Genomic DNA, 18,804 nt, shown 5'->3' with positions numbered 1-18,804 from the left:
TCTTCCTCAGTTCGAGACACGTTTGACCAGGAACAGGCTGGCGCCCATGGCCATCAGCACGCCGCCGAACACGCGGTTCTGCGACCGTCGCGCCCGCGCGCTGCGCAACACGCGCTGCAGCCGCGAGGCCAGCCAGGCGTAGCCGTGCATGACGACCATGTCGACCGCCACCGTGGTGGCCAGCAGCACCAGCAGCTGCAGCCACAGCGGCCGTGCCGGATCGATGAACTGCGGCAGCACGGCCACCATGAACACGATGCCCTTGGGGTTGGTCATGTTGGTCAGCGCGCCGCGCAACACGCGCTGGCCCACCGACAGCGCGGCCTCGCCCGCCACCACGCCGGTGTCCGCGTCGCCATGCACGGGCGCGCGCCACTGGCGCCAGCCCAGCCACAGCAGGTAGCCCGCGCCCAGCACCTTGACCACCGTGAACGCCACGGCCGAGGCCATCAGCAGCGCGCCGATGCCGGCCCCGGCCACGAGCAGCGTGACCGCCAGACCGATCTGCAGGCCGACGATGGTGGCCGTGGTGCTGCGCACGCCGTACGAGAGCCCGTGGCTCATGCTCAGCACCGCGCCCGAGCCCGGCGACAGGGCGATCACCCAGGCCGCCACGCAGTAGGCCATCCAGACATGCAGTTCCATCTTCTCCTCCCCGTTCAAGCGCAGCGCTTGGTGCGGATGGCCTTGGACACGCGCGAGTGCGGCTCGCGGCCCAGCACCTCGCTGATGTAGACCCCGGCGTCGATCAGCTTGTCCAGGTCGATGCCGGTTTCAATGCCCATGCCGTGCAGCAGGTAGACCACGTCCTCGGTCGCCACGTTGCCGGTGGCGCCCTTGGCGTAGGGGCAGCCGCCCAGGCCGGCCACCGAGGACTGGAAGTTCCAGACCCCCATCTCCAGGCTGGCCAGCGTGTTCGACAGGGCCTGGCCATAGGTGTCGTGGAAGTGGCCCGAGATGGCGTCGACGCCGTAGTGCGCCAGCGTCGCCTCGATGGCGCGCCGCACCTTGAGCGGCGTGCCCACGCCGATGGTGTCGGCCACGTCCACGCGCTGCACGCCGATGCCCTTCATGAGCCCCGCCAGGTAGCCCACCTTTTCGGGCGCGATCTCGCCCTCGTAGGGGCAGCCCACCGTGCACGACATGGCGCCGCGCACGGCGATGCCCTTGGCCAGCGCGGCATCCACCACGGGCGCGAAGCGCTCGATGCTCTCGGCGATCGAGCAGTTGATGTTCTTCTGGCTGAAGGCCTCGCTGGCGGCGCCGAAGACCACGATCTCGTCGGGCCACTCTTCGCGCGGCGCGGCGATGGCGGCCTCCAGGCCCTTGAGGTTGGGCGTCAGCACCGAGTAGCGCACGCCGCTCTGGCGCCGGATGCCGTGCATGACCTGCGCGTTGTCGCCCATCTGTGGCACCCACTTGGGGCTCACGAAACTCGTCACCTCGATCTCGCGCAGGCCGGCCTCCTGCAGGCGGTGCACGAGGCCGATCTTGGCCTCGGCCGGCACCGGCTGCTTCTCGTTCTGCAGGCCGTCGCGCGGGCCGACGTCGATGATCTTCACGCGGGTGGGGAGCGTCATGGTCTGTCTCTTGGGGGTTGCTGCGGGCAAGCCCGCAAGCCTAGCGCATCGCGCGGCACCTGGTCGGCCAAGCGGGTATCGGATCGTGCCAGCCGGCCGCGCGCGCCGTCAGTGCATGGGCGCGGCATGCGCGATGCCGAAGCGCTGGGCCAGTTCGGCCAGACGCCGGTCCAGCGTCCACAACCGGGCGCCCGGCGTGATCAGGGTGGATGCGAGCAGCGTGATGTCGACCAGGCCGCAGCCCAGGCCGTACAGTTTCTCACGCTCCACGAAGGCCATGACCTCCGCCATGCTGCTCGACGCGGCCTGGCGCAAGCGCCCCAGCGCGGCCAGCGTGCGGGCGCGCGGCGCTGGCGGCGTGCCACAAGCGAGCTCGAGCAGCACCATGGGATGTGCCAACACCTGGTCCGCTTCGAGCAGTTCGACCAGGGCCGCGTGGCGTTCCCGGAAATGGGCGACCCAGACCGAGGTGTCGACCAGCACCGTCATGGCATGGCGGATTCGCCGCGACGCCGGGGCACCTGCGGCATCTGCGGCGCCTGACCACCCAGCGCCGCGAGGCGCTTGGCGGACTGCACGCGCACGAAGGTGCGCATGGCCTCACGGAACAGGTCGGCCTTGTCCAGGTCGGGATCGGCCACTTCCAATGCCTGGGCGTAGAGCTCGTCGTCGATGGTCACGGTCGTTCGCATGGCGTGCCTGCATCCAAAAAGATGCCATGATGCATCAAATGGAACATCCACGCCCTCCACCCGGTCGCGCAAGCGTGCTGCGCGCCGCCCTTGGCCTGCAGCCCCATCCCGAGGGCGGTGACTTCCGCGAATGGTTCCGTTCGGCCGCCAGCGTGCAGGCCGACGGTGGCCGCCCACCGCGCAGCGCATTGACCAGCATCGACTTCCTGCTGGAACGCGGCCAGTTCTCGGCCTGGCACCGCGTGGCCTCCGACGAGGCCTGGCACCTGCTCGAAGCCGGGCCGCTGCGGCTGTGGCTGTTGCCGCCCGACCTGTCGCAACTCACGCACGTGGACCTCGCGCCCGTGGACGAAGCCGGCCACGCGCCGCGCCATGTGGTGCCGGCACACTGGTGGCAGGCGGCAGAACCGCTCGGCGCCTTTGCCTACGTGGGCGCCACCGTGGGACCAGGCTTCGACTTCGCCGACTTCAGCTTCGGCCGCGACGACGCAGCGCTCTGCGCGGTGCTGCGCCAGCACGACGCACGGAGGCTGCTGTAGCCCTCAGTAGCCGCGCTCCGGATCCACCACGCCAGCCACGGCCTCGCCACGCGCCAGCGCCGTGATCTTGCCGGCGATCTGCGCGATCGACTCGCGCCGCAGCGTGCGCGCCGAGCCGTGCGGCGTGATGCTGATCTTGGGGTGTTGCCAGAACGGATGCGCGGCCGGCAGCGGCTCGGTCTCGAACACATCGAGCGTCGCGCCGGCCAGCTTGCCGCTGTCGAGCAAGGGGATCAGGTCGTCTTCGACCAAATGGCCGCCGCGCGCGATGTTGATGAGGTAGCCGCCCGGCTGCAGTGCCGACAGCGTGGTCTTGTTGAGGATGCCACGCGTGGCATCGGTCAGCGGCAGCAGGTTGACGAGAACGCGCGTGCCGACCAGGAAGTCGCCCAGCCGCGCCTCGCCCGCATAGGCGCGCACGCCCTCGATCTCCTTGCGCGAACGGCTCCAGCCCAGCACCGGGAACTCGAACTGCGCCACGGCCTTGGCGACGCGCTCGCCCAGCACCCCCAGGCCCAGGATGCCGACCGGGAAGTCCGCGCGCTCACGCGGTTTGCGGTAGACCCAGCGGCCGGCGCGGGCCTCGGCCTCGTAGACGTCGAACTCGCGGAAATGCCGGATCAGCGCATGGCAGACGTACTCGGCCATCTGCACCGACATGCCGGCGTCGTCCAGCCGCACGATGCGCGTGCTGGCCGGGATGCTGAGCTGCATCAGCGCGTCCACGCCCGCGCCGATGTTGAACAGCGCCTGCAGTCGGGGTTGCGCGTCGATGAAGGACTGCGGCGGTGCCCAGACCACGGCGTAGTCCGCTGCCGGCTGGCCCGGCTCCCAGGCCAGGACCTCGGCCTCGGGCAGCGCCTGTTGCAGGCCCTGGACCCAGGGCTCGGGCTTCTCGGGGAGGCAGACGGTGATGCGCATCGGGTTCGAACCTTCGGTGAAAAGGTCCGATGCTAACTACGCCGCCAGCTTGAGCAGCTCCGCCCCCTCGGCCACCTGGTCGCCCGGCGCGTAGAGCAGCTCGGCCACGGTGCCGTCGGCCGGCGCGGCGATGGTGTGTTCCATCTTCATGGCCTCCATCACCGCCAGGGCCTGGCCCTTGGCGACCTTGTCGCCGGCCTTGACCGAGAACGACACCACCTTGCCCGGCATCGGCGCCGTGAGCCGGCCGCCTTCGGACTGGTGTTCGCCGGCATGGGCCAGCGCATCGACCAGCAGCACCTGCGTGGCACCCTGTGGCGCGAACAGGTGCACGGTCTCGCCCTGGCGCACGCAGCCCAGCACCACGCGCTGGCCGGCGAACTGCAGGTCGATGCGGCCATCGGCGCGCGTGCTGGAGGCCAGCACGCCCGTGGACTCGCCCACGCGCAGCTGCAGAGCGCCGTCGTGCAGCACGCGCAGCTCGGCCGCGCCCTCCTCGCCGCGGAAGACGTAGTCGATGCGTCGCAGCATGGGCGTGTAGGCACGCCAGCCATCGCGCCGGCTCCAGGGGTCGGCCCAGGTGCCGGGCGCCGGTGCCGCTGCTGCCTGCTCGGCCTGCAGCAGCTGCGCCACGGCACCGGCGACGGCCAGATCGCGCCCCAGCGGTTCCTGGTTGAACAAGACGGCCTGCTCGCGCTGGATCAGCGCGGTGTCCAGGTCGGCCTGGGCGAAGGAGCGGCTGGCCAGCACATGGCGCAGGAACTGCACGTTGTTCTGCACACCCACCACGCGCATGGCGGCCAGCGCCTGGTCCAGCCGCGCCAGCGCCTGTTCGCGCGTGTCGCCGTGCACGATGAGCTTGGCGATCATGGAGTCGTAGAACGGCGAGATCGCGTCGCCCTCGCGCACGCCCGAGTCCACGCGCACCGCGCCGCGTTCGAAGCGCACGCAGTCGGGCAGCTGGTAGGCGTGCAGCGTGCCCGTGGCGGGCAGGAACTGCTTGTCGGGGTTCTCTGCGCAGATGCGCGCCTCGATCGCATGGCCCTGGATGCGCAGCTGGTCCTGGCGCAGCGGCAGCGGCTCGCCGCTGGCCACGCGCAGCTGCCATTCCACGAGGTCCAGGCCCGTGATGGCCTCGGTCACCGGGTGCTCCACTTGCAGCCGCGTGTTCATCTCCATGAAGAAGAAGTTCATCGTGCCGTCGGCGCGCTGCTCGACGATGAACTCCACCGTGCCGGCGCCCACGTAGTGCACGGCACGCGCCGCGGCCACGGCGGCCTCGCCCATCTGCTGGCGCATGGCGGGCGGCATGCCGGGCGCGGGCGCCTCTTCCAGCACCTTCTGGTGGCGGCGCTGCACCGAGCAGTCGCGCTCGAACAGGTAGACCACGTTGCCCTGGGTATCGCCGAACACCTGGATCTCGATGTGGCGCGGGCGCTGCACGTACTTCTCGACCAGCACCGCGTCGTCGCCGAAGCTGTTGATGGCCTCGCGCTTGCACGAGGCCAGCGCCGCTGCGAAGTCCGCAGGCGTGTCGACCGCGCGCATGCCCTTGCCTCCGCCGCCCGCGCTGGCCTTGATCAGCACGGGGTAGCCGATGCGGTCGGCCTCGCGCGCCAGCAGGGCCGGATCCTGGTCGCTGCCGTGGTAGCCCGGCACCAGCGGCACGCCGGCCTTCTCCATGAGCTGCTTGGACTCGGCCTTCAGGCCCATGGCCTGGATCGCCGAGGCGGGCGGGCCGATGAAAACCAGGCCGGCGGCGGCGCAGGCCTGGGCGAATTCCTCGTTCTCGCTCAGGAAGCCGTAGCCCGGGTGGATGGCCTGCGCGCCCGTGGCCCTGGCGGCCTCGAGGATGCGCTCCCAGCGCAGGTAGCTGTCCTTGGGCGCGCTGCCGCCGATGTGCACGGCCTCGTCGCAGGCCTGCACATGCTGGGCGTTGGCATCGGCGTCGGAGTAGACGGCGACGGTCTGCACGCCCATGCGGCGCGCCGTGGCAGCCACGCGGCAGGCGATCTCGCCACGGTTGGCGATCAGGATTTTTTTGAACATGTCTCAGCTACCTTGGGATGCGGTGTTCGAAAAGAGGGAGGCCAGCTTGCGCGCCACGAGGCGCAGGAACTTGAACAGCACGACCAGCAGCAGCACGCTCAGCACGAGCACGAGCAGCAGGCAGATGCCGAAGGCAACGGGATGGTGGGTCGCCAGCCAGACGGCCGCCACCACGAGGCCGTCCTCCAGCAGGCTCAGGCCCAGGTTGGAGAAGGGTTCGGGCGAGGTGTTGGCGGCCGCGCGCGCCGTGGCCTTGGTGGCGAACGCGGTGGCCGCGAGCGAGCCACCCAGCAGGCCGGCCACCGCCCCCATGGTGCCGCTGTCGGCACCGAACACGCCGGCCGCCAGCGCGGCGCCGGCCGGAATGCGGATCACCGAATGCAGCAGGTCCCACACCGAGTCCAGCCCCGGGATCTTGTCGGCGAAGAACTCCACGAAGAGCATGAAGCCGCTGGCCGCCAGCATGGCCGGGTGCTGCAGCACGTGCAGCCCTGCGGGCAGTGGCAGCCAGCCCAGCCACCCGGACATGCCGACCAGGAACACCACGGCGTAGAGCCGGATGCCGCTGGCCCAGCCGAGCACGCCGGCCAGGGCCAGCAGCTGCGCCATGTCCAGCCCGCTGGCGCCCGCCTGCGCGGCGCTGCCGGCCTGGCCCGCGGCCATGCCCAGCCAGGCGACCAGCGCGTTCCACCAGGAGGCCAGCAGGTCCATGCTCAGCGCGCCGGCAGCCAGGCCGGAGCGCGCTTGTTCAGAAAGGACTGCACGCCCTCGCGGCCCTCGGCACTGGCGCGGATGTCGGCAATGCCCTCCACCGTGGCGGCGATCAGCTCAGCGTCGATGGCGCGCCCCGCCACGTCCTGAACCAGCTTCTTGCAGGCCTTCACGGCCTCAGGGCCAGCGTTCACGAGCGCCTGCGCGAGTTCGGCCACCTTGGCGTCCAGGGCCTCGGCCGGCACCACGGCGTGCACGAAGCCGATGCGCAGCGCCTCGGCCGCGTCGAAGCGCTCGGCCGTCAGGAAGTAGCGGTGCGCGGCGCGCGGCCCCATGGCGCGGACCACGTAGGGGCTGATGGTGGCCGGGATCAGGCCCAGCTTGACCTCGGACAGGCAGTAGCCCGCCGTGTCGGCCGAGACAGCGATGTCGCAGGCCGCCACCAGGCCCGTGCCGCCGGCATAGGCGTCGCCCTGCACGCGCGCGATGGTCGGCTTGGGGCAGGTGTAGAGCACGCGCAGCATCTCGGCGAGCTTGCCGGCGTCCGCCAGGTTCTCCGGGCGCGTGTAGTCGGCCATGCGGCGCATCCAGTTCAGGTCGGCGCCGGCGCAGAAGGACTTGCCCTCGGCCGCCAGCACGATGCAGCGCACGTCGGCACGCCCGCCGAGTTCGCCGAAGGCCTGGGTCAGTGCGGCGATGAGCTCGTCGTTGAAGGCGTTGCGCACGTCGCCGCGCGTGAGCGTGACGGTGGCAATGTGGTTCTGGACCTGGGTGGTGAGCATGGCCATGCGGGCCTCCTTACATGCGGAACACGCCGAACTTCGGCTCGGGGATGGGCGCGTTCAACGCGGCCGACAGGCCGAGCGCCAGCACGCGGCGAGTGTCGGCCGGGTCGATCACGCCGTCGTCCCAGAGCCGGGCCGTGGCGTAGTAGGGGTGGCCCTGGTGTTCGTACTGCTCGCGGATCGGCGCCTTGAAGGCGGCCTCTTCCTCGGCGCTCCACTGCCCGCCCTTGGCCTCGATGCCGTCGCGCTTGACGGTGGCCAGCACGCTGGCGGCCTGCTCGCCGCCCATCACGCTGATGCGCGCGTTGGGCCACATCCACAGGAAGCGCGGCGAATACGCGCGGCCGCACATGCCGTAGTTGCCCGCACCGAAGCTGCCGCCGATGACCACGGTGAACTTGGGCACGTTGACCGTGGCCACGGCCGTGACCATCTTGGCGCCGTGGCGCGCGATGCCCTCGTTCTCGTACTTCTTGCCGACCATGAAGCCGGTGATGTTCTGCAGGAACACCAGCGGAATCTTGCGCTGGCCGCACAGCTCGATGAAGTGCGCGCCCTTCTGCGCGGCTTCGGAGAACAGCACGCCCTGGTTGGCGACGATGCCCACCGGCATGCCCTCGATGTGGGCGAAGCCGCAGACCAGCGTGGTGCCGTAGCGCGCCTTGAACTCGGCGAAGGCGCTGTCGTCCACGATGCGGGCGATGACCTCGCGCACGTCGTAGGGCTTGCGCGTGTCGGCCGGGATCACGCCGTACAGCTCCTCGGCGGCAAAGCGCGGCGGGCGGCTGGGCTGCAGCGCCATCTGCGGCGCCTTGCTGCGGTTCAGGTGGGCCACGGCCTGGCGCGCCAGCGCCAGCGCATGGGCGTCGTCCTGCGCCAGGTGGTCGGCCACCCCGGACAGGCGCGTGTGCACGTCGCCACCGCCCAGGTCTTCGGCCGAGACCACCTCGCCGGTGGCCGCCTTCACGAGTGGCGGGCCGGCCAGGAAGATCGTGCCCTGCTCCTTGACGATGATGGATTCGTCGCTCATGGCCGGCACATAAGCGCCGCCGGCCGTGCACGAGCCCATCACCACGGCTACCTGGGCGATGCCCTGGGCGCTCATGTTCGCCTGGTTGTAGAAGATACGGCCGAAGTGCTCGCGGTCGGGGAACACGTCGTCCTGGTTCGGCAGGTTGGCGCCGCCCGAATCGACGAGGTAGATGCAGGGCAGCTGGTTCTGCTGCGCGATCTCCTGTGCCCGCAGATGCTTCTTGACCGTCATCGGGTAGTAGGTTCCGCCCTTGACGGTGGCGTCGTTGCACACCACCACACAGTCCACGCCGCTGACCCGGCCGATGCCACAAATGATGCCGGCACAGGGCGCGCTGTCGCTGCCGTCGCGGTCGGGGTACATGGCCAGCGCGGCCAGCGGCGAGAACTCGAGGAAGGGCGTGCCAGGGTCCAGCAGCATCTGCACGCGTTCGCGTGGCAGCAGCTTGCCGCGCGACTGGTGCTTGGCGCGTGCAGCCGGGCCACCGCCCTCCGCCGTTTGCGCCAGCTTGGCGTTCAGGTCGGCGACGGCGGCGCGCAGCACCTCGGCATTGGCCTGGAACTCCGCAGAGCGGACGTTGAGCTTGGTCTCCAGAACGGGCATGGGGGTCTTGTCTCCAGGAAGAGACCCCGAGGGTACCCCCTGCGGCCGTGCAATTGCAGCCACAAGGGTTGCAGATCGTGCCAGGGCCCTGCCCGCGGACGGCGGACCGCGCCGCGCCGTTTCAGGCCGGTGCGGGGGCCGACTGGGCGCGCATCAGTACGTTCAGCGCATGCGTGCCCGCGGCCAGCGCGGCCTCGTAGCTGTCGCTGGGCTCCAGTGCGCGGCGCGCCACCTTGGTCGGGCGGCCGCGTGCGTCGGTCTCGGCGAGGGTCCACACGAAGGCGCCCGGCATGGGCTCCTCCACCAGAAGTTGCATGGATGGATGTGTCATGGCCCGATGCTGCGCCGCCTGCCCGCCCCGCGGTGTCGGACAAATGCGCATCCGGCTCGCTACCATCCCCGGCCATGCAAGCCCTTCCGCTGGCCCAGGTGCTGACGCTGTCGAACGCGCAGATCGTGATCGAGACCGCCGCCACGCTCGCCTTCGCAGCATCCGGGCTGCTGGCGGCGGCGCGCAAGCGGCTCGACCCCGTGGGGGTGTGCATCGTCGCGGGCCTGGCGGCCTTCGGTGGCGGCACGCTGCGCGACGTGCTGCTGGACCGCCGGCCCTTCTTCTGGGTCGAGCATGCGGGCTGGCTCTGGGCGCTGCTGGCGCTGTGCGTGGCGGCCATGATGTTCATGCGCACCCGCCACTTCGCCGCGACCGAGCGCGCCATGCAATGGCCCGACGCGTTCGGCCTGGGCCTGTTCGCGGCCAGCGGCACGCAGATCGCGCTGCAGGCCGACTCGCCGGCCGTGGTCGCCGTGCTGATGGGCACGATGACGGCCGTGTTCGGCGGCGTGCTGCGCGACATCGTCTGCAACGAGATTCCGCGCGCCTTCAGCGACCACCAGCCCTATGCCGTCTGCGCTTTCATGGGCGCCTGGGTGGTGGTGCTGGGGCACCGGCTCGGCATGGACGACTGGCTCGGCATGGTGGCCGGGGCCAGCACTGCGCTGCTGCTGCGCGCCATCGCCCTGTGGACGGGCTGGCAGCTGCCCGCCTGGCACACCGGCGAAGCGCCGCCGCGCGAATGACGGTCAGGCCGCCGGCAGCCACGCCGCGAAGAGCCCCCAGCGCCAGGCCGCCAAGCCCAAGGCCAGCACGAGCAGCACGGCGAGCCAGGGCGTGGCGCTGCGCGGTGCGAAGGGGTCGCGCAGCCGGCGCGTACCCGGCGGCAGCTGCGCCGTCTGCGACAGCGAAGCGCCCAGCCGCACGTTGAGCCGCATGCGGCCGTTGATGGCCCAACCGCTCGCGTCCAGGATGGGGCCCAGGCTGCGCTGGCGCAGCTTGAGCCAGGCGATCAGCATGCTGGGACCGGAGATCGACAGCACGATGCCCAGCACACCCATCGGGATCCACCACCCCAGATCGACGAACTTGGTGAACAGCCCCACCATGACGGCGCTGATGCTGCCCAGCGCCACGCCCAGCGCCGCCACGGTGCCGACATCGAAGCGGCCGCGCGTACTGGCGGCGGCAGCGCCCGGCACGGCCGCCGCCGGCGCGGCCTTGTCCACCGTGGCCAGTTGGCCCGCCAGGTTGCCCAGGCCTTTCTGCTGCATCGCATCGCCGGCGGCGGCGCGCTTGGCGACCTGCTCCTCGACCATGCGCAGGAACTTCTTGTACGGCGACATGAAGGCCTGGCCAATGCTGATCGGGTTCTCGATGACCTTGACGATGCGTGCGTCCCAGTCGCGCCCCTCGCGGTCGTAGAACAGGCCGTTGCGGCCCACGAACAGGAAGTCCACATCGCCGGCCGTGAACGCGGCGGCGATCGTCATCTTCTCCTTGCCGCGCTGGCATTCGCAGTACGCGAGATAGGTCTTGGCCAAGCCGGCAACCACGGCGTGCTTGGCGGCGTCGGCCACCTGCACCGTCAGCTCGCAGCTGCGCCCGTCCAGGAACAGACGACCGGCCTGGAACACGGCGCCCTCGCGGTGGTAGAAGGCCTCGAACGAGACGAAATTGCGCACCAGCACCGCGAGGTCGCGCTGCAGCCGCAACAGCTTTTCCAGTGCGTTCACGCGGCCCTGCTGGCCACCTGCGGCCACGTCCTGCGCGATCAGGTCGAGCACGCGGGCCTGGGCCAGTGCCACCGTCTCACCCACCAGTGCGCGCAGCTTCTCGCTGCCCAGCGCCGCGACCGCGCCCGGCGGGCGCCGCAGCAGCCAGGCCCGGCAGGGCGCGACATGCGCCTTCAGGCGCTGCCAGCCGGCCTCGTCTAGCGCATCGCCCACCTGCGCACCGAGCAAGGGCCGCACGGCGCTGTCGCGCAGCGTGCGCAGGGCGGCCTGCCAGGCCGGGTGTGCCATGGCGTCCAGTGGCAGCGCGCGGCCGGCCGCCACTGGCGCCAGCGGCAACTGCGCCAGCGGTTCCGCGTCCACCGCCAGCGGCTGCAGCGCGTGGCTGCGCAGCTGCTCGGGCGTGGGCACGCTCAGCGCAGCGGCGGCCGCCGGGTCGTAGCTGGCCAGGCGGCAGCGCGCGAAGAAATCCTCGACCTTGGCATACACGGCTTCGACGGCCTGCGCCGCTGCCCGCAGCGTGCCGCAGTCGCGCTCGCCCTGGGCATGCCAGGCGAACAGCGCCTCGGCCTCATGGAAGAAGGCCTTGACGCGCGCTTCGTCCACGCCCGGTGTGCCGCTGGCATCGGCCACGCCGCCCTGCGTCGCCACGATCTGCTCGATGAGCACGCGCAGCGCCCCGTCGTCCTGGGCCGTGGCCGGCACGACGATGCCGTCGCCGTTGAAGCGCTCGCCTGCCAGGTGCTTCTGCCGCTCCGCCAGTTCGGCCAGGCCGATGTCTGCGGCATCGGCGTGGCCCTGACCGACCAAGGTGCGCCGCGCCTCAGCGACCAGTGCCTGGCCCTCCTCGCTCCCGGCCAGGTCCGCCAGGGCCAGCCGGTCGCCACCGCGCAGCAGGCGCTCCGGGTCGCGCAGGCGGGCGCAGGCCCATTCGCAGGCTTCGATCAACTCGGGTGCGCGGATGCGGCCATCGTTGTCGGTGTCGATGAGGTCCAGCGTGCGTGCATCGAAATGCAGGCCACGCGTGGGACAGGCCAGCGCAACCCAGAGCTTCTGGTCGAGTTCGCGCAGATGAAGAAGGTCGGCGCCGCGGGCGATCAGGACCTGATCGACGCCACCGGCGCGAAAGAACTGCCAGGCATGGGGCATGGACATCGGCCAGCGGCTGCCGCGCGCCGCTGGGAAGGAAGGGAAAGGACAAGGGCGAGCGTGAAGCTTGCACCGCACGTCATGGTGCCGCCATCGCCCGACCACCGCCCCGCAAGTAGGACAAGGCCGCGGACACCTGGCGCCGAACCAGCGCGACCGGCATGAAACCAACGAAACCGGCGGCCTGGCTTCGTACACAGATGTGACGCTTGAAACCCCCAGTTGCACCCTCTGCCGGCGCAGAGCGCAACGCCCTCGCTAAATTCTGTGGCGGGAGACACCATGGCACGCAGGACCTATTCGGCAGTCGTTGCAGGCACCGCCCTTGGAGGGCGTTCCGACCTGATCAAGGCCTTCGCACGCCAGGGTGCCGAAGTGCAGCTGCGCCGCGAAGCCGCCAGCAAGCATCCGGAAGCCATTGGCGTCTGGCTGCGCTGCCCCCGCTTCTGGGGCCTGTGGAAGACCTGGGCGCACATCGGCTTCGTCGAACACGACGGCGAGCAGCACTGGGCCCACAAGATGGACACCGGCCGGCTGCGCGTGGTCAAGGCCTGGGTGCACAGCGCACATGCGCCCCTGGAGCACCATCGCCCGAAGGTGCTGTTGCGGGTGACCTTCGAGGGAGAAGACACGCGCCAGGAGACGGCCTGGCGGCCGATGGCGTAGGCGCCAGCCCCGCAGGGCGGCCTCAGCTGGGGCGCGTCGGTATTCGCACGTCCGTCCGCGTCAAGCGCGCCACTTGCAGCGGCGGCATTCCGAGTTGCTTGCACAACCTGCGCTGGAACAGCGTCAAGCGCGGGATTCGGCTCTGCGATTCAGCGGGCAACGAAACCTCCTTGGACGGATGCCACAGCATAGCGATGCTCCGTGCGGTTCGCATGCATCCAGCTGGGGCCTGTTGCTTTGTGCCAAATCTGCGCCGCCTCGCACCGGTCGACGATGACGCGTGCGGGCACGAAAAAGCCCGCACGGTGGCGGGCTTTGGAATTGGTCGTGGACTCTTGCGCGGTTCACGTTTACGACCCTCTGGGGAGTTCTCCCCGATGCGCTCGGGTGGGGCGAGAGAAGCCTGATCTCCAGCAGCCCACACTTCCTAGTGGACAGGGGCGCGAGCGCCAACGGACGAGATGGTAGGTGCGCCATGTGACGGTTCGGCGACTGGCAGGCGCATGCGGCTGTAGGACAAGGCCGCGTTGCGTGATCAAGGCGTCTGCGCGCCAGCGCTTCCGGGCACCGTCCATTCGCACTTCGAAAGATCGTCGGTCCGCCCTACCACCGAGACCACTCGCTCGGGAACATCGGGAGATCAAAGCCTCACGATAGGCTCAGAACAGCGGTGATCGAGTGCTGTGCGTCTATAGCAGCCGGCCGAGCTGCAACCAACAAACGCCCCGTTCGTCCGAGGCCGCCTCTCCATCAACCGCAACTGCCATCGCGCAAATGGGTGCAGAAGTTCCTGCAGCTCACGCATGGCTCCACAATCTGTTGGATGCTACAAATTGCTACGATCCGCCCGCTCCTACCTCGGAACAACGACTGAACACATATGGGCCGCACTCCATACAAGAAAAAACCATCCGCATGGTTGGTTCTGAGCAATCCTATTACCTCCGGCGCACTCGATGCGGAAAGCTTCGACGTCGCGCTACAAACAGTCCTCATCACCGAACCACCGGAGAGACTTGCCGAAAAACTCGCGATCGTCGCGCGAACCTCGAAGTTCAAATCAAGGTTTAACGCCTTCAAAGGAAATCTCATTGATATTCAGCCCTCCGACATATTCCTAACTGGAGACCGGCCATCGGAGCCAGGTTGGATCCTTTACTCCCAGCTAATTGAGAGTAATCGCGAACGAATACAGAAGTATCTAGATACTCGACCGGTGATCGAAGCGGCCATTGTCATGGGGGACTATGAACAGGCTCTCAAGACACTGGACCAACTGAGAGCTGAAGCTGGCGATGGGTATTGGTATTTGCGACTGAAAATTCTGCTGCACTCACTACTCGGCCGATCTGAAGAGGTGAACGAACTGTGTCAGAACCTGCAAAAAACAAGTCGCTTTATAGGGTACATGGCCGCCGCATACCAACTAATAATTGGTACAAATAAGGGAGCTCTGCTTCATTGGCGGGAGATGGTAGGCGCAGTAGTCCGAGAATATACTCAGGCTGGAATGGAGGACGCTGCGGCAGTGATAGGAATTCTGTGCAGCCCCAATCCTCTCCTTAGCACCGATGACTACTCCGAGGGTTTTCGAGGCCTTCAAGGACTCCAAGCAATAGACCTCTATGAAGGTCTCGTCGCAATTCTAAGAGAACTTCGGTGCATGCCTGAAGGCGAAGCAGCGAAGTATCTACCCCGCCCGTCAACGCTTGCAAGGATTCAGAGATCAGTGCGTGATCCGTTGCTGGCTGATTTGACTGACGCTCAATCAATAGAATCGGGCGACTGCGAAATATTCGTAGACCAGGTTACGGCTCTGTATGAGCAGGGCGAATATTTTCAAGTTCTTGCAGAAGTGCAGAATTACTCGTTGCGAAGCTCACTCCCCCTACCTATCTTGACAGTGGTAGCAAAGTCGCTTGCAAGGATTTCTCCGTCTGAACGCTTGTCAGGCGAAGGATTGTTTGTAGAGACAGTCAATGCACTCAGCTCCATTTACAGGCTGGATGACACAAGCAGGCAGGCAAAAGACGATCTGGTATCTTGGATTATTAGACTGCACGGGCTTCCATGCAGCTTGGAAATTCAGGCCCATCTATACATGGCGTTGCCCTACGGCTATCTAGAAAAGGATGTCCGACGAGCAGCTCAACTCTCTTGTTTAAGTACAAAAAGTGCCACCCCACTCGCGCTTCAATTGGCCGGCAACGATGCAGTGGGATTCTTGGGGCGTAGGATAGGGGAGGATTCCGACCCAATTCCAAGGGAGCGAGCGGCTCGCTGGTCTGTCCAGGCCCTCATTGAGGCAAATTCGCCAGTGGAAGAGGTTGAACTGGCGCTTAAAGATGTTGAAGCATCTGCTGGACTGCAAAAGGATCTCCTTGAGATATACACGACAGCATATTTTAAGTACAACGAGGAGGAGCGACTCATTCCTGTTGCCGCACGCCACCTTCTCGGAAATTATCACAGCCACTTGAGTCTACCGCTCGGACGATTGGTTGATGTAATAGAACGGCAACGGATATCGACGCTAGATGCCGCCATCGTCTGTTTCCACTATCTGCGCTATGTGTCTAGCGACAAAGACTATGTTCTGAACGAATGTGTGGAAGAACTTCTTCATTCTTGTGAGTGTGATCGACCTAGCGAGATGCTTGCGTCTATCGACACACTCAACGAAGCCGAAGCGTTCTTCTTTCGCGACATATGTTCATTGGAAGTCCTAGATTATCTAAGTTGCTTCTCCGACACCGACATGTTGCGAGCCGAGCGCGTTCAAATCCTCGACAATTTGCTTGATCGCGGAGAAATATCCACAGAAAGCCGAATGCAAGAAGTTGAGGAACTAGTTGAAGAGGCGATAGTCGAGGCCGACACCAACCGAATAAATGGCCCGAAGATATATGTGGATGACGGAGTTATTGCAAAACAAGTGCATGAAGAAATTCGAGCGCTTTTTTCCTCTTATATTAAGGCAAAATCGTCCAAAGAGTCTGACGATAAGCTCACCCTCCTTCACAGTGCCTCATTGCCCAATGAAACGGTTGCCTTCGCGACTGGCAGACGCTCTGAACTGCTAGTTCGAATGTTCTCGGTTGTAAGGAACGCATTTCTATTTGAGGAGATGCACGGACTTGACAAGAATCTGAGCACGGAGATTCGCCATGGATTTTTCTCGAATCTCATGCGATCAAGGCTTGAAAAGGCTACTCTGCTCACAGAGATCGACAAGGCCAGCCTCGTCCGACCAAACGTTTATTGGCGCGACGCCAATTCGTTTTTTACCAATCCGATACTAAATCGGTTTGACGAGATCCTTTATGACTTTTCGAAATCCTGGGCGCTCCTACTCGACAAAACTGAGACGCTAATGCAAATCTCCGTCGCCACAGGTGAGGAAGGCATCAATATTGAACTATCTACGGTTGATTTTGACGGTCTTGCCGATAAGGTCGGAAGAAGCCAGTCAGCAGGACACGCAATTGAAGCGATTCTGAGTTTGATGTGGAAGCTTGTGGAGAAGCAACTTCAAATACTTAGAGAGCGCCTTGATCAAGAGTTTCGGGCCAGCGCGAATAAACTCATTGATGAGTTAGATCGAGACCTGTCTGAGGCTTGCAATGATGCGCCTAGACTTAAGATGGCGGATGCTATTCAGCGCTCAAGGACACTAATAAATGAGGACGTGACGACAGTGACAGAATGGTTCCAGCGCAGTCGCATATCTGGTTTTGAGCGCCGCTCCTTCGATCATGTAATTAGAACTGCCGTAAGCTCATTCGAACGCGTCAAGGGGGTCGTTGGAAACTTCATCCTGAATATCTCTTGGGACGTATCGAAAATAAGCGTCCCCCCTATGGAGGTCCGCCCAGTGATCATTGCGTTCATCAACTTGCTGGACAATTGCTTTCGCCATAGTGGATACGGGCGAAATACAAAAGTCGTGATCAACGCCACGGTGATCGGCGAGATGGTGCACGCTGAGGTGATCAACGAGCTTAGCGCTGAGCAGGGCGAGAAGATCAAATCATCGCATCTGTCAAAAGTAAATGAAGAGATTCGCGCAGAACGATCTTTTGTACTACTTCGCGCCGAGGGCGGATCGGGCGTTTTCAAAGCATTCAATCAGATAAAGAATGGGCGCTCAAAAAACGACGTTATTCTGAGCCGTCGCGATGAACAAGTAGTCGCCAAGGTCATATATGGCAACTAGCGTTTTACTAATAGAAGACAACTCATTCAAAAGAGTGCGCATTATTGATTTTCTTCAATCTCTCAAGAGAATGCCCCTCGAAATAACCGAAGCGCATTCCTTCTCTTCAGGCTGCCAGGAATTTGAGTCAAAACTTTACGACATCGTTATTGCCGATATTAGTCTACCGACCTACGACAAGAACGAGGCTCAGAGCGGCGGAAGATTTAGGCCCTTCGCGGGCCGTGAGATCGGCCGGAAGATATCTCGACACCACAGAGGCGAGAAGATAATATTTATCACTCAATATAAGTCGTTCAGCGACAAAGGGGCATCTTTTTCCTTCGAGCAACTAAAAGAGATCATGCTGAAAGAATGCGGATCAGCGTTCTTTGGAATGATTTACTACGATGGATCTCAGATTTCTTGGAAAAATGAGCTTGAGCTGATGATGTTTAATGCGGGTAAAAATTGCTGATACTGATCGTTGATGATGATAGAGTTCGCGCCTCTGCACTCCAAGCCGAAATCGCAGGCTCAGATTTTGGTGACGAAGTTGAGATACATTCGGCAGACTGCCTGAACTCCGCAAAAAATCTTCTCCAGAAGTGGCACTACGATGCGCTGATACTCGATGTAATGCTTCCAAGACGATCCGGCGAAACGCCAATCCCAAAGGGCGGCATTGAGTTGCTTGAGGTCGTATCTCGCTCAAAGCTATACATGAAACCGGAGAGAATTATTGGAATAACGGCAAATTCCTCTTCATTGGAGCGGTATCGTGAAAGCTTCTCGCAGCATTGCCAAGTTATTGTTGAAGCTCGCATAGGAGAGGCAGCTTGGCGGAAATCCATTATCCAAGCCATCTCCTACACATATTCTTCTCGCCTGAAACGCTCCGTCAATGATGAAAAGTTTGGATTGATTACAGTTCATGGCGTGCAAACCTTTGGCGCGTGGCAGGGGCGGCTCGCACGACTGGTCGCAGAGGTGGTTGGTCCAGTATCGGCTCATGCTTACAAGTACGGAATTTTCTCTGTACTTTCTCTTCTAATCCCCCCACTTCGTTGGATTCAGATCGTCATCCTGGAGAGAAAGCTTTGCAAACTTTTTGATTCAGATAAAGATAAGTCCTTTGCCATTTACTGCCACAGCTTTGGAACATACTTGGTTGTCCGCGCCCTAAAGCGGATACTAAAGAACCGAGAGGTTCCTGTGCATACAGTGGTTCTGGGCGGCAGCATCTTACCAATGTCCTTTGACTTTTCTTCTTTTAACAATGCGGGAATTCGCGTGGTCAACGATTGCGGGGATGATGACTACGTTCTCTATTTGAGTCAGGCCGTTGTACTTGGCGGAGGGATGGCGGGAAAAGTCGGTTTCTTCGGCTTCCAAGATAAGCTTTTCAAGAATCGGTTTTTCCCTGGAGGGCACAGTCATTACTTTAGTGGTGACGATTTTATGAGAAAGTACTGGGCGCCGTTGGCATCGCCAGGAAGCACGCTCAGGGACCTTGATAAACGACCAGCACTGTCTTTTCAGCATCTGGTGACGGATCGCATCATTGAGTTTATCGGGTGGATAAAACCAGTTACGTACATTTTTGGTTTCTTCCTTTTTTTTCGCAGTGCAGTAGCAGCCTTCTGGTAGTTTGCGTGATTCCCCCTACTTATACGCAATATGCTTCTTCATCCGGGGTTTTTTTCGGCCTTGCTCACTAAAGAATCTCTGACTATTTGAGTCCAACAAGGGAAATTCGCCAAAGAGATTGGATTACTCGCACTCGGGGAATTCTTTGAGTATCAGGCGCGTCATGT

General features: G+C 64.2%; 17 protein-coding genes. 6 read left to right on the top strand and 11 right to left on the bottom strand.

Translation table 11 applies throughout. The annotated features are described in order from the left end of the window. Positions 1–6 precede the first annotated feature (6 nt). From rhtB to ACSQ4M_RS12710, 4 genes are all read right to left on the bottom strand, one after another. Complete coding sequence (rhtB, locus tag ACSQ4M_RS12725; RefSeq protein ID WP_436189883.1) at positions 7–645, bottom strand: homoserine/homoserine lactone efflux protein; 639 nt, start codon at positions 643–645, stop codon at positions 7–9. A gap of 14 nt (positions 646–659) precedes the next feature. Next, positions 660–1,580 (bottom strand): hydroxymethylglutaryl-CoA lyase, encoded by a 921-nt coding sequence (locus ACSQ4M_RS12720; protein ID WP_436189882.1) that lies wholly within the window; start codon positions 1,578–1,580, stop codon positions 660–662. A gap of 108 nt (positions 1,581–1,688) precedes the next feature. Further along, positions 1,689–2,069, bottom strand: coding sequence for a type II toxin-antitoxin system VapC family toxin (locus tag ACSQ4M_RS12715; protein WP_436189881.1), 381 nt, complete (start codon positions 2,067–2,069; stop codon positions 1,689–1,691). Next, the gene (locus ACSQ4M_RS12710) at positions 2,066–2,272 is read right to left on the bottom strand and encodes a type II toxin-antitoxin system VapB family antitoxin (protein ID WP_436189880.1); all 207 of its coding nucleotides are present in this window, start codon (positions 2,270–2,272) and stop codon (positions 2,066–2,068) included. Before ACSQ4M_RS12710 ends, ACSQ4M_RS12715 begins: the two co-directional genes overlap by 4 nt. A 74-nt stretch (positions 2,273–2,346) precedes the next feature. Between ACSQ4M_RS12710 and ACSQ4M_RS12705 the strand changes: the two genes are divergently transcribed. After that, on the top strand, positions 2,347–2,811 hold the full coding sequence (locus ACSQ4M_RS12705; protein WP_436189879.1) for a cupin domain-containing protein: 465 nt from the start codon (positions 2,347–2,349) through the stop codon (positions 2,809–2,811). 3 nt (positions 2,812–2,814) lie between these two features. Here the strand turns inward: ACSQ4M_RS12705 and ACSQ4M_RS12700 are convergent, their stop codons facing one another. The 6 genes from ACSQ4M_RS12700 to ACSQ4M_RS12675 form a co-directional block, all read right to left on the bottom strand. Beyond that, positions 2,815–3,732: a 2-hydroxyacid dehydrogenase gene (locus tag ACSQ4M_RS12700; protein ID WP_436189878.1), complete on the bottom strand. Its 918-nt coding sequence runs from the start codon at positions 3,730–3,732 to the stop codon at positions 2,815–2,817. 36 nt (positions 3,733–3,768) lie between these two features. Beyond that, a complete protein-coding gene (locus ACSQ4M_RS12695; protein WP_436189877.1) occupies positions 3,769–5,781 on the bottom strand; it encodes an acetyl/propionyl/methylcrotonyl-CoA carboxylase subunit alpha in 2,013 nt (670 codons plus the stop codon). Positions 5,782–5,784: 3 nt separating this feature from the next. After that, positions 5,785–6,492, bottom strand: a complete 708-nt coding sequence (locus ACSQ4M_RS12690) for a DUF4126 domain-containing protein (protein WP_436189876.1) — start codon at positions 6,490–6,492, stop codon at positions 5,785–5,787. Positions 6,493–6,494: 2 nt separating this feature from the next. Further along, positions 6,495–7,274 (bottom strand): enoyl-CoA hydratase/isomerase family protein, encoded by a 780-nt coding sequence (locus tag ACSQ4M_RS12685; RefSeq protein WP_436194002.1) that lies wholly within the window; start codon positions 7,272–7,274, stop codon positions 6,495–6,497. A 16-nt stretch (positions 7,275–7,290) separates the two neighbouring features. Next, positions 7,291–8,913 (bottom strand): carboxyl transferase domain-containing protein, encoded by a 1,623-nt coding sequence (locus tag ACSQ4M_RS12680; RefSeq protein WP_436189875.1) that lies wholly within the window; start codon positions 8,911–8,913, stop codon positions 7,291–7,293. A 121-nt stretch (positions 8,914–9,034) separates the two neighbouring features. Continuing rightward, the gene (locus ACSQ4M_RS12675) at positions 9,035–9,229 is read right to left on the bottom strand and encodes a hypothetical protein (RefSeq protein WP_436189874.1); all 195 of its coding nucleotides are present in this window, start codon (positions 9,227–9,229) and stop codon (positions 9,035–9,037) included. A gap of 89 nt (positions 9,230–9,318) precedes the next feature. Between ACSQ4M_RS12675 and ACSQ4M_RS12670 the strand changes: the two genes are divergently transcribed. Continuing rightward, positions 9,319–9,990 carry a trimeric intracellular cation channel family protein gene (locus ACSQ4M_RS12670; protein WP_436189873.1) on the top strand — a complete coding sequence of 224 codons (672 nt, stop codon included), beginning with the start codon at positions 9,319–9,321 and terminating at the stop codon, positions 9,988–9,990. A 3-nt stretch (positions 9,991–9,993) separates the two neighbouring features. Here the strand turns inward: ACSQ4M_RS12670 and ACSQ4M_RS12665 are convergent, their stop codons facing one another. Continuing rightward, on the bottom strand, positions 9,994–12,132 hold the full coding sequence (locus ACSQ4M_RS12665) for a hypothetical protein (protein WP_436189872.1): 2,139 nt from the start codon (positions 12,130–12,132) through the stop codon (positions 9,994–9,996). Positions 12,133–12,408: 276 nt separating this feature from the next. Between ACSQ4M_RS12665 and ACSQ4M_RS12660 the strand changes: the two genes are divergently transcribed. From ACSQ4M_RS12660 to ACSQ4M_RS12645, 4 genes are all read left to right on the top strand, one after another. Then, entirely contained in the window at positions 12,409–12,792 is a 384-nt protein-coding gene (locus tag ACSQ4M_RS12660) for a hypothetical protein (RefSeq protein WP_056672302.1), read from the top strand. Between the two features lie 880 nt (positions 12,793–13,672). Beyond that, positions 13,673–17,008: a hypothetical protein gene (locus tag ACSQ4M_RS12655; RefSeq protein WP_436189871.1), complete on the top strand. Its 3,336-nt coding sequence runs from the start codon at positions 13,673–13,675 to the stop codon at positions 17,006–17,008. Further along, a complete protein-coding gene (locus ACSQ4M_RS12650) occupies positions 16,998–17,465 on the top strand; it encodes a hypothetical protein (protein WP_436189870.1) in 468 nt (155 codons plus the stop codon). The genes ACSQ4M_RS12655 and ACSQ4M_RS12650 overlap by 11 nt, the downstream gene beginning before the upstream one ends. Beyond that, positions 17,459–18,637, top strand: a complete 1,179-nt coding sequence (locus ACSQ4M_RS12645; RefSeq protein WP_436189869.1) for a response regulator — start codon at positions 17,459–17,461, stop codon at positions 18,635–18,637. Before ACSQ4M_RS12650 ends, ACSQ4M_RS12645 begins: the two co-directional genes overlap by 7 nt. The last annotated feature ends 167 nt before the right edge of the window (positions 18,638–18,804 follow it).

The sequence above is a fragment of the Pseudorhodoferax sp. LjRoot39 genome (genome assembly GCF_964253035.1).
Taxonomy (GTDB): Bacteria; Pseudomonadota; Gammaproteobacteria; order Burkholderiales; family Burkholderiaceae_C; genus Pseudorhodoferax.
The sequence above is the reverse complement of the archived record's forward strand: the minus strand, read 5'-3'. Positions and strand labels throughout refer to the sequence as shown.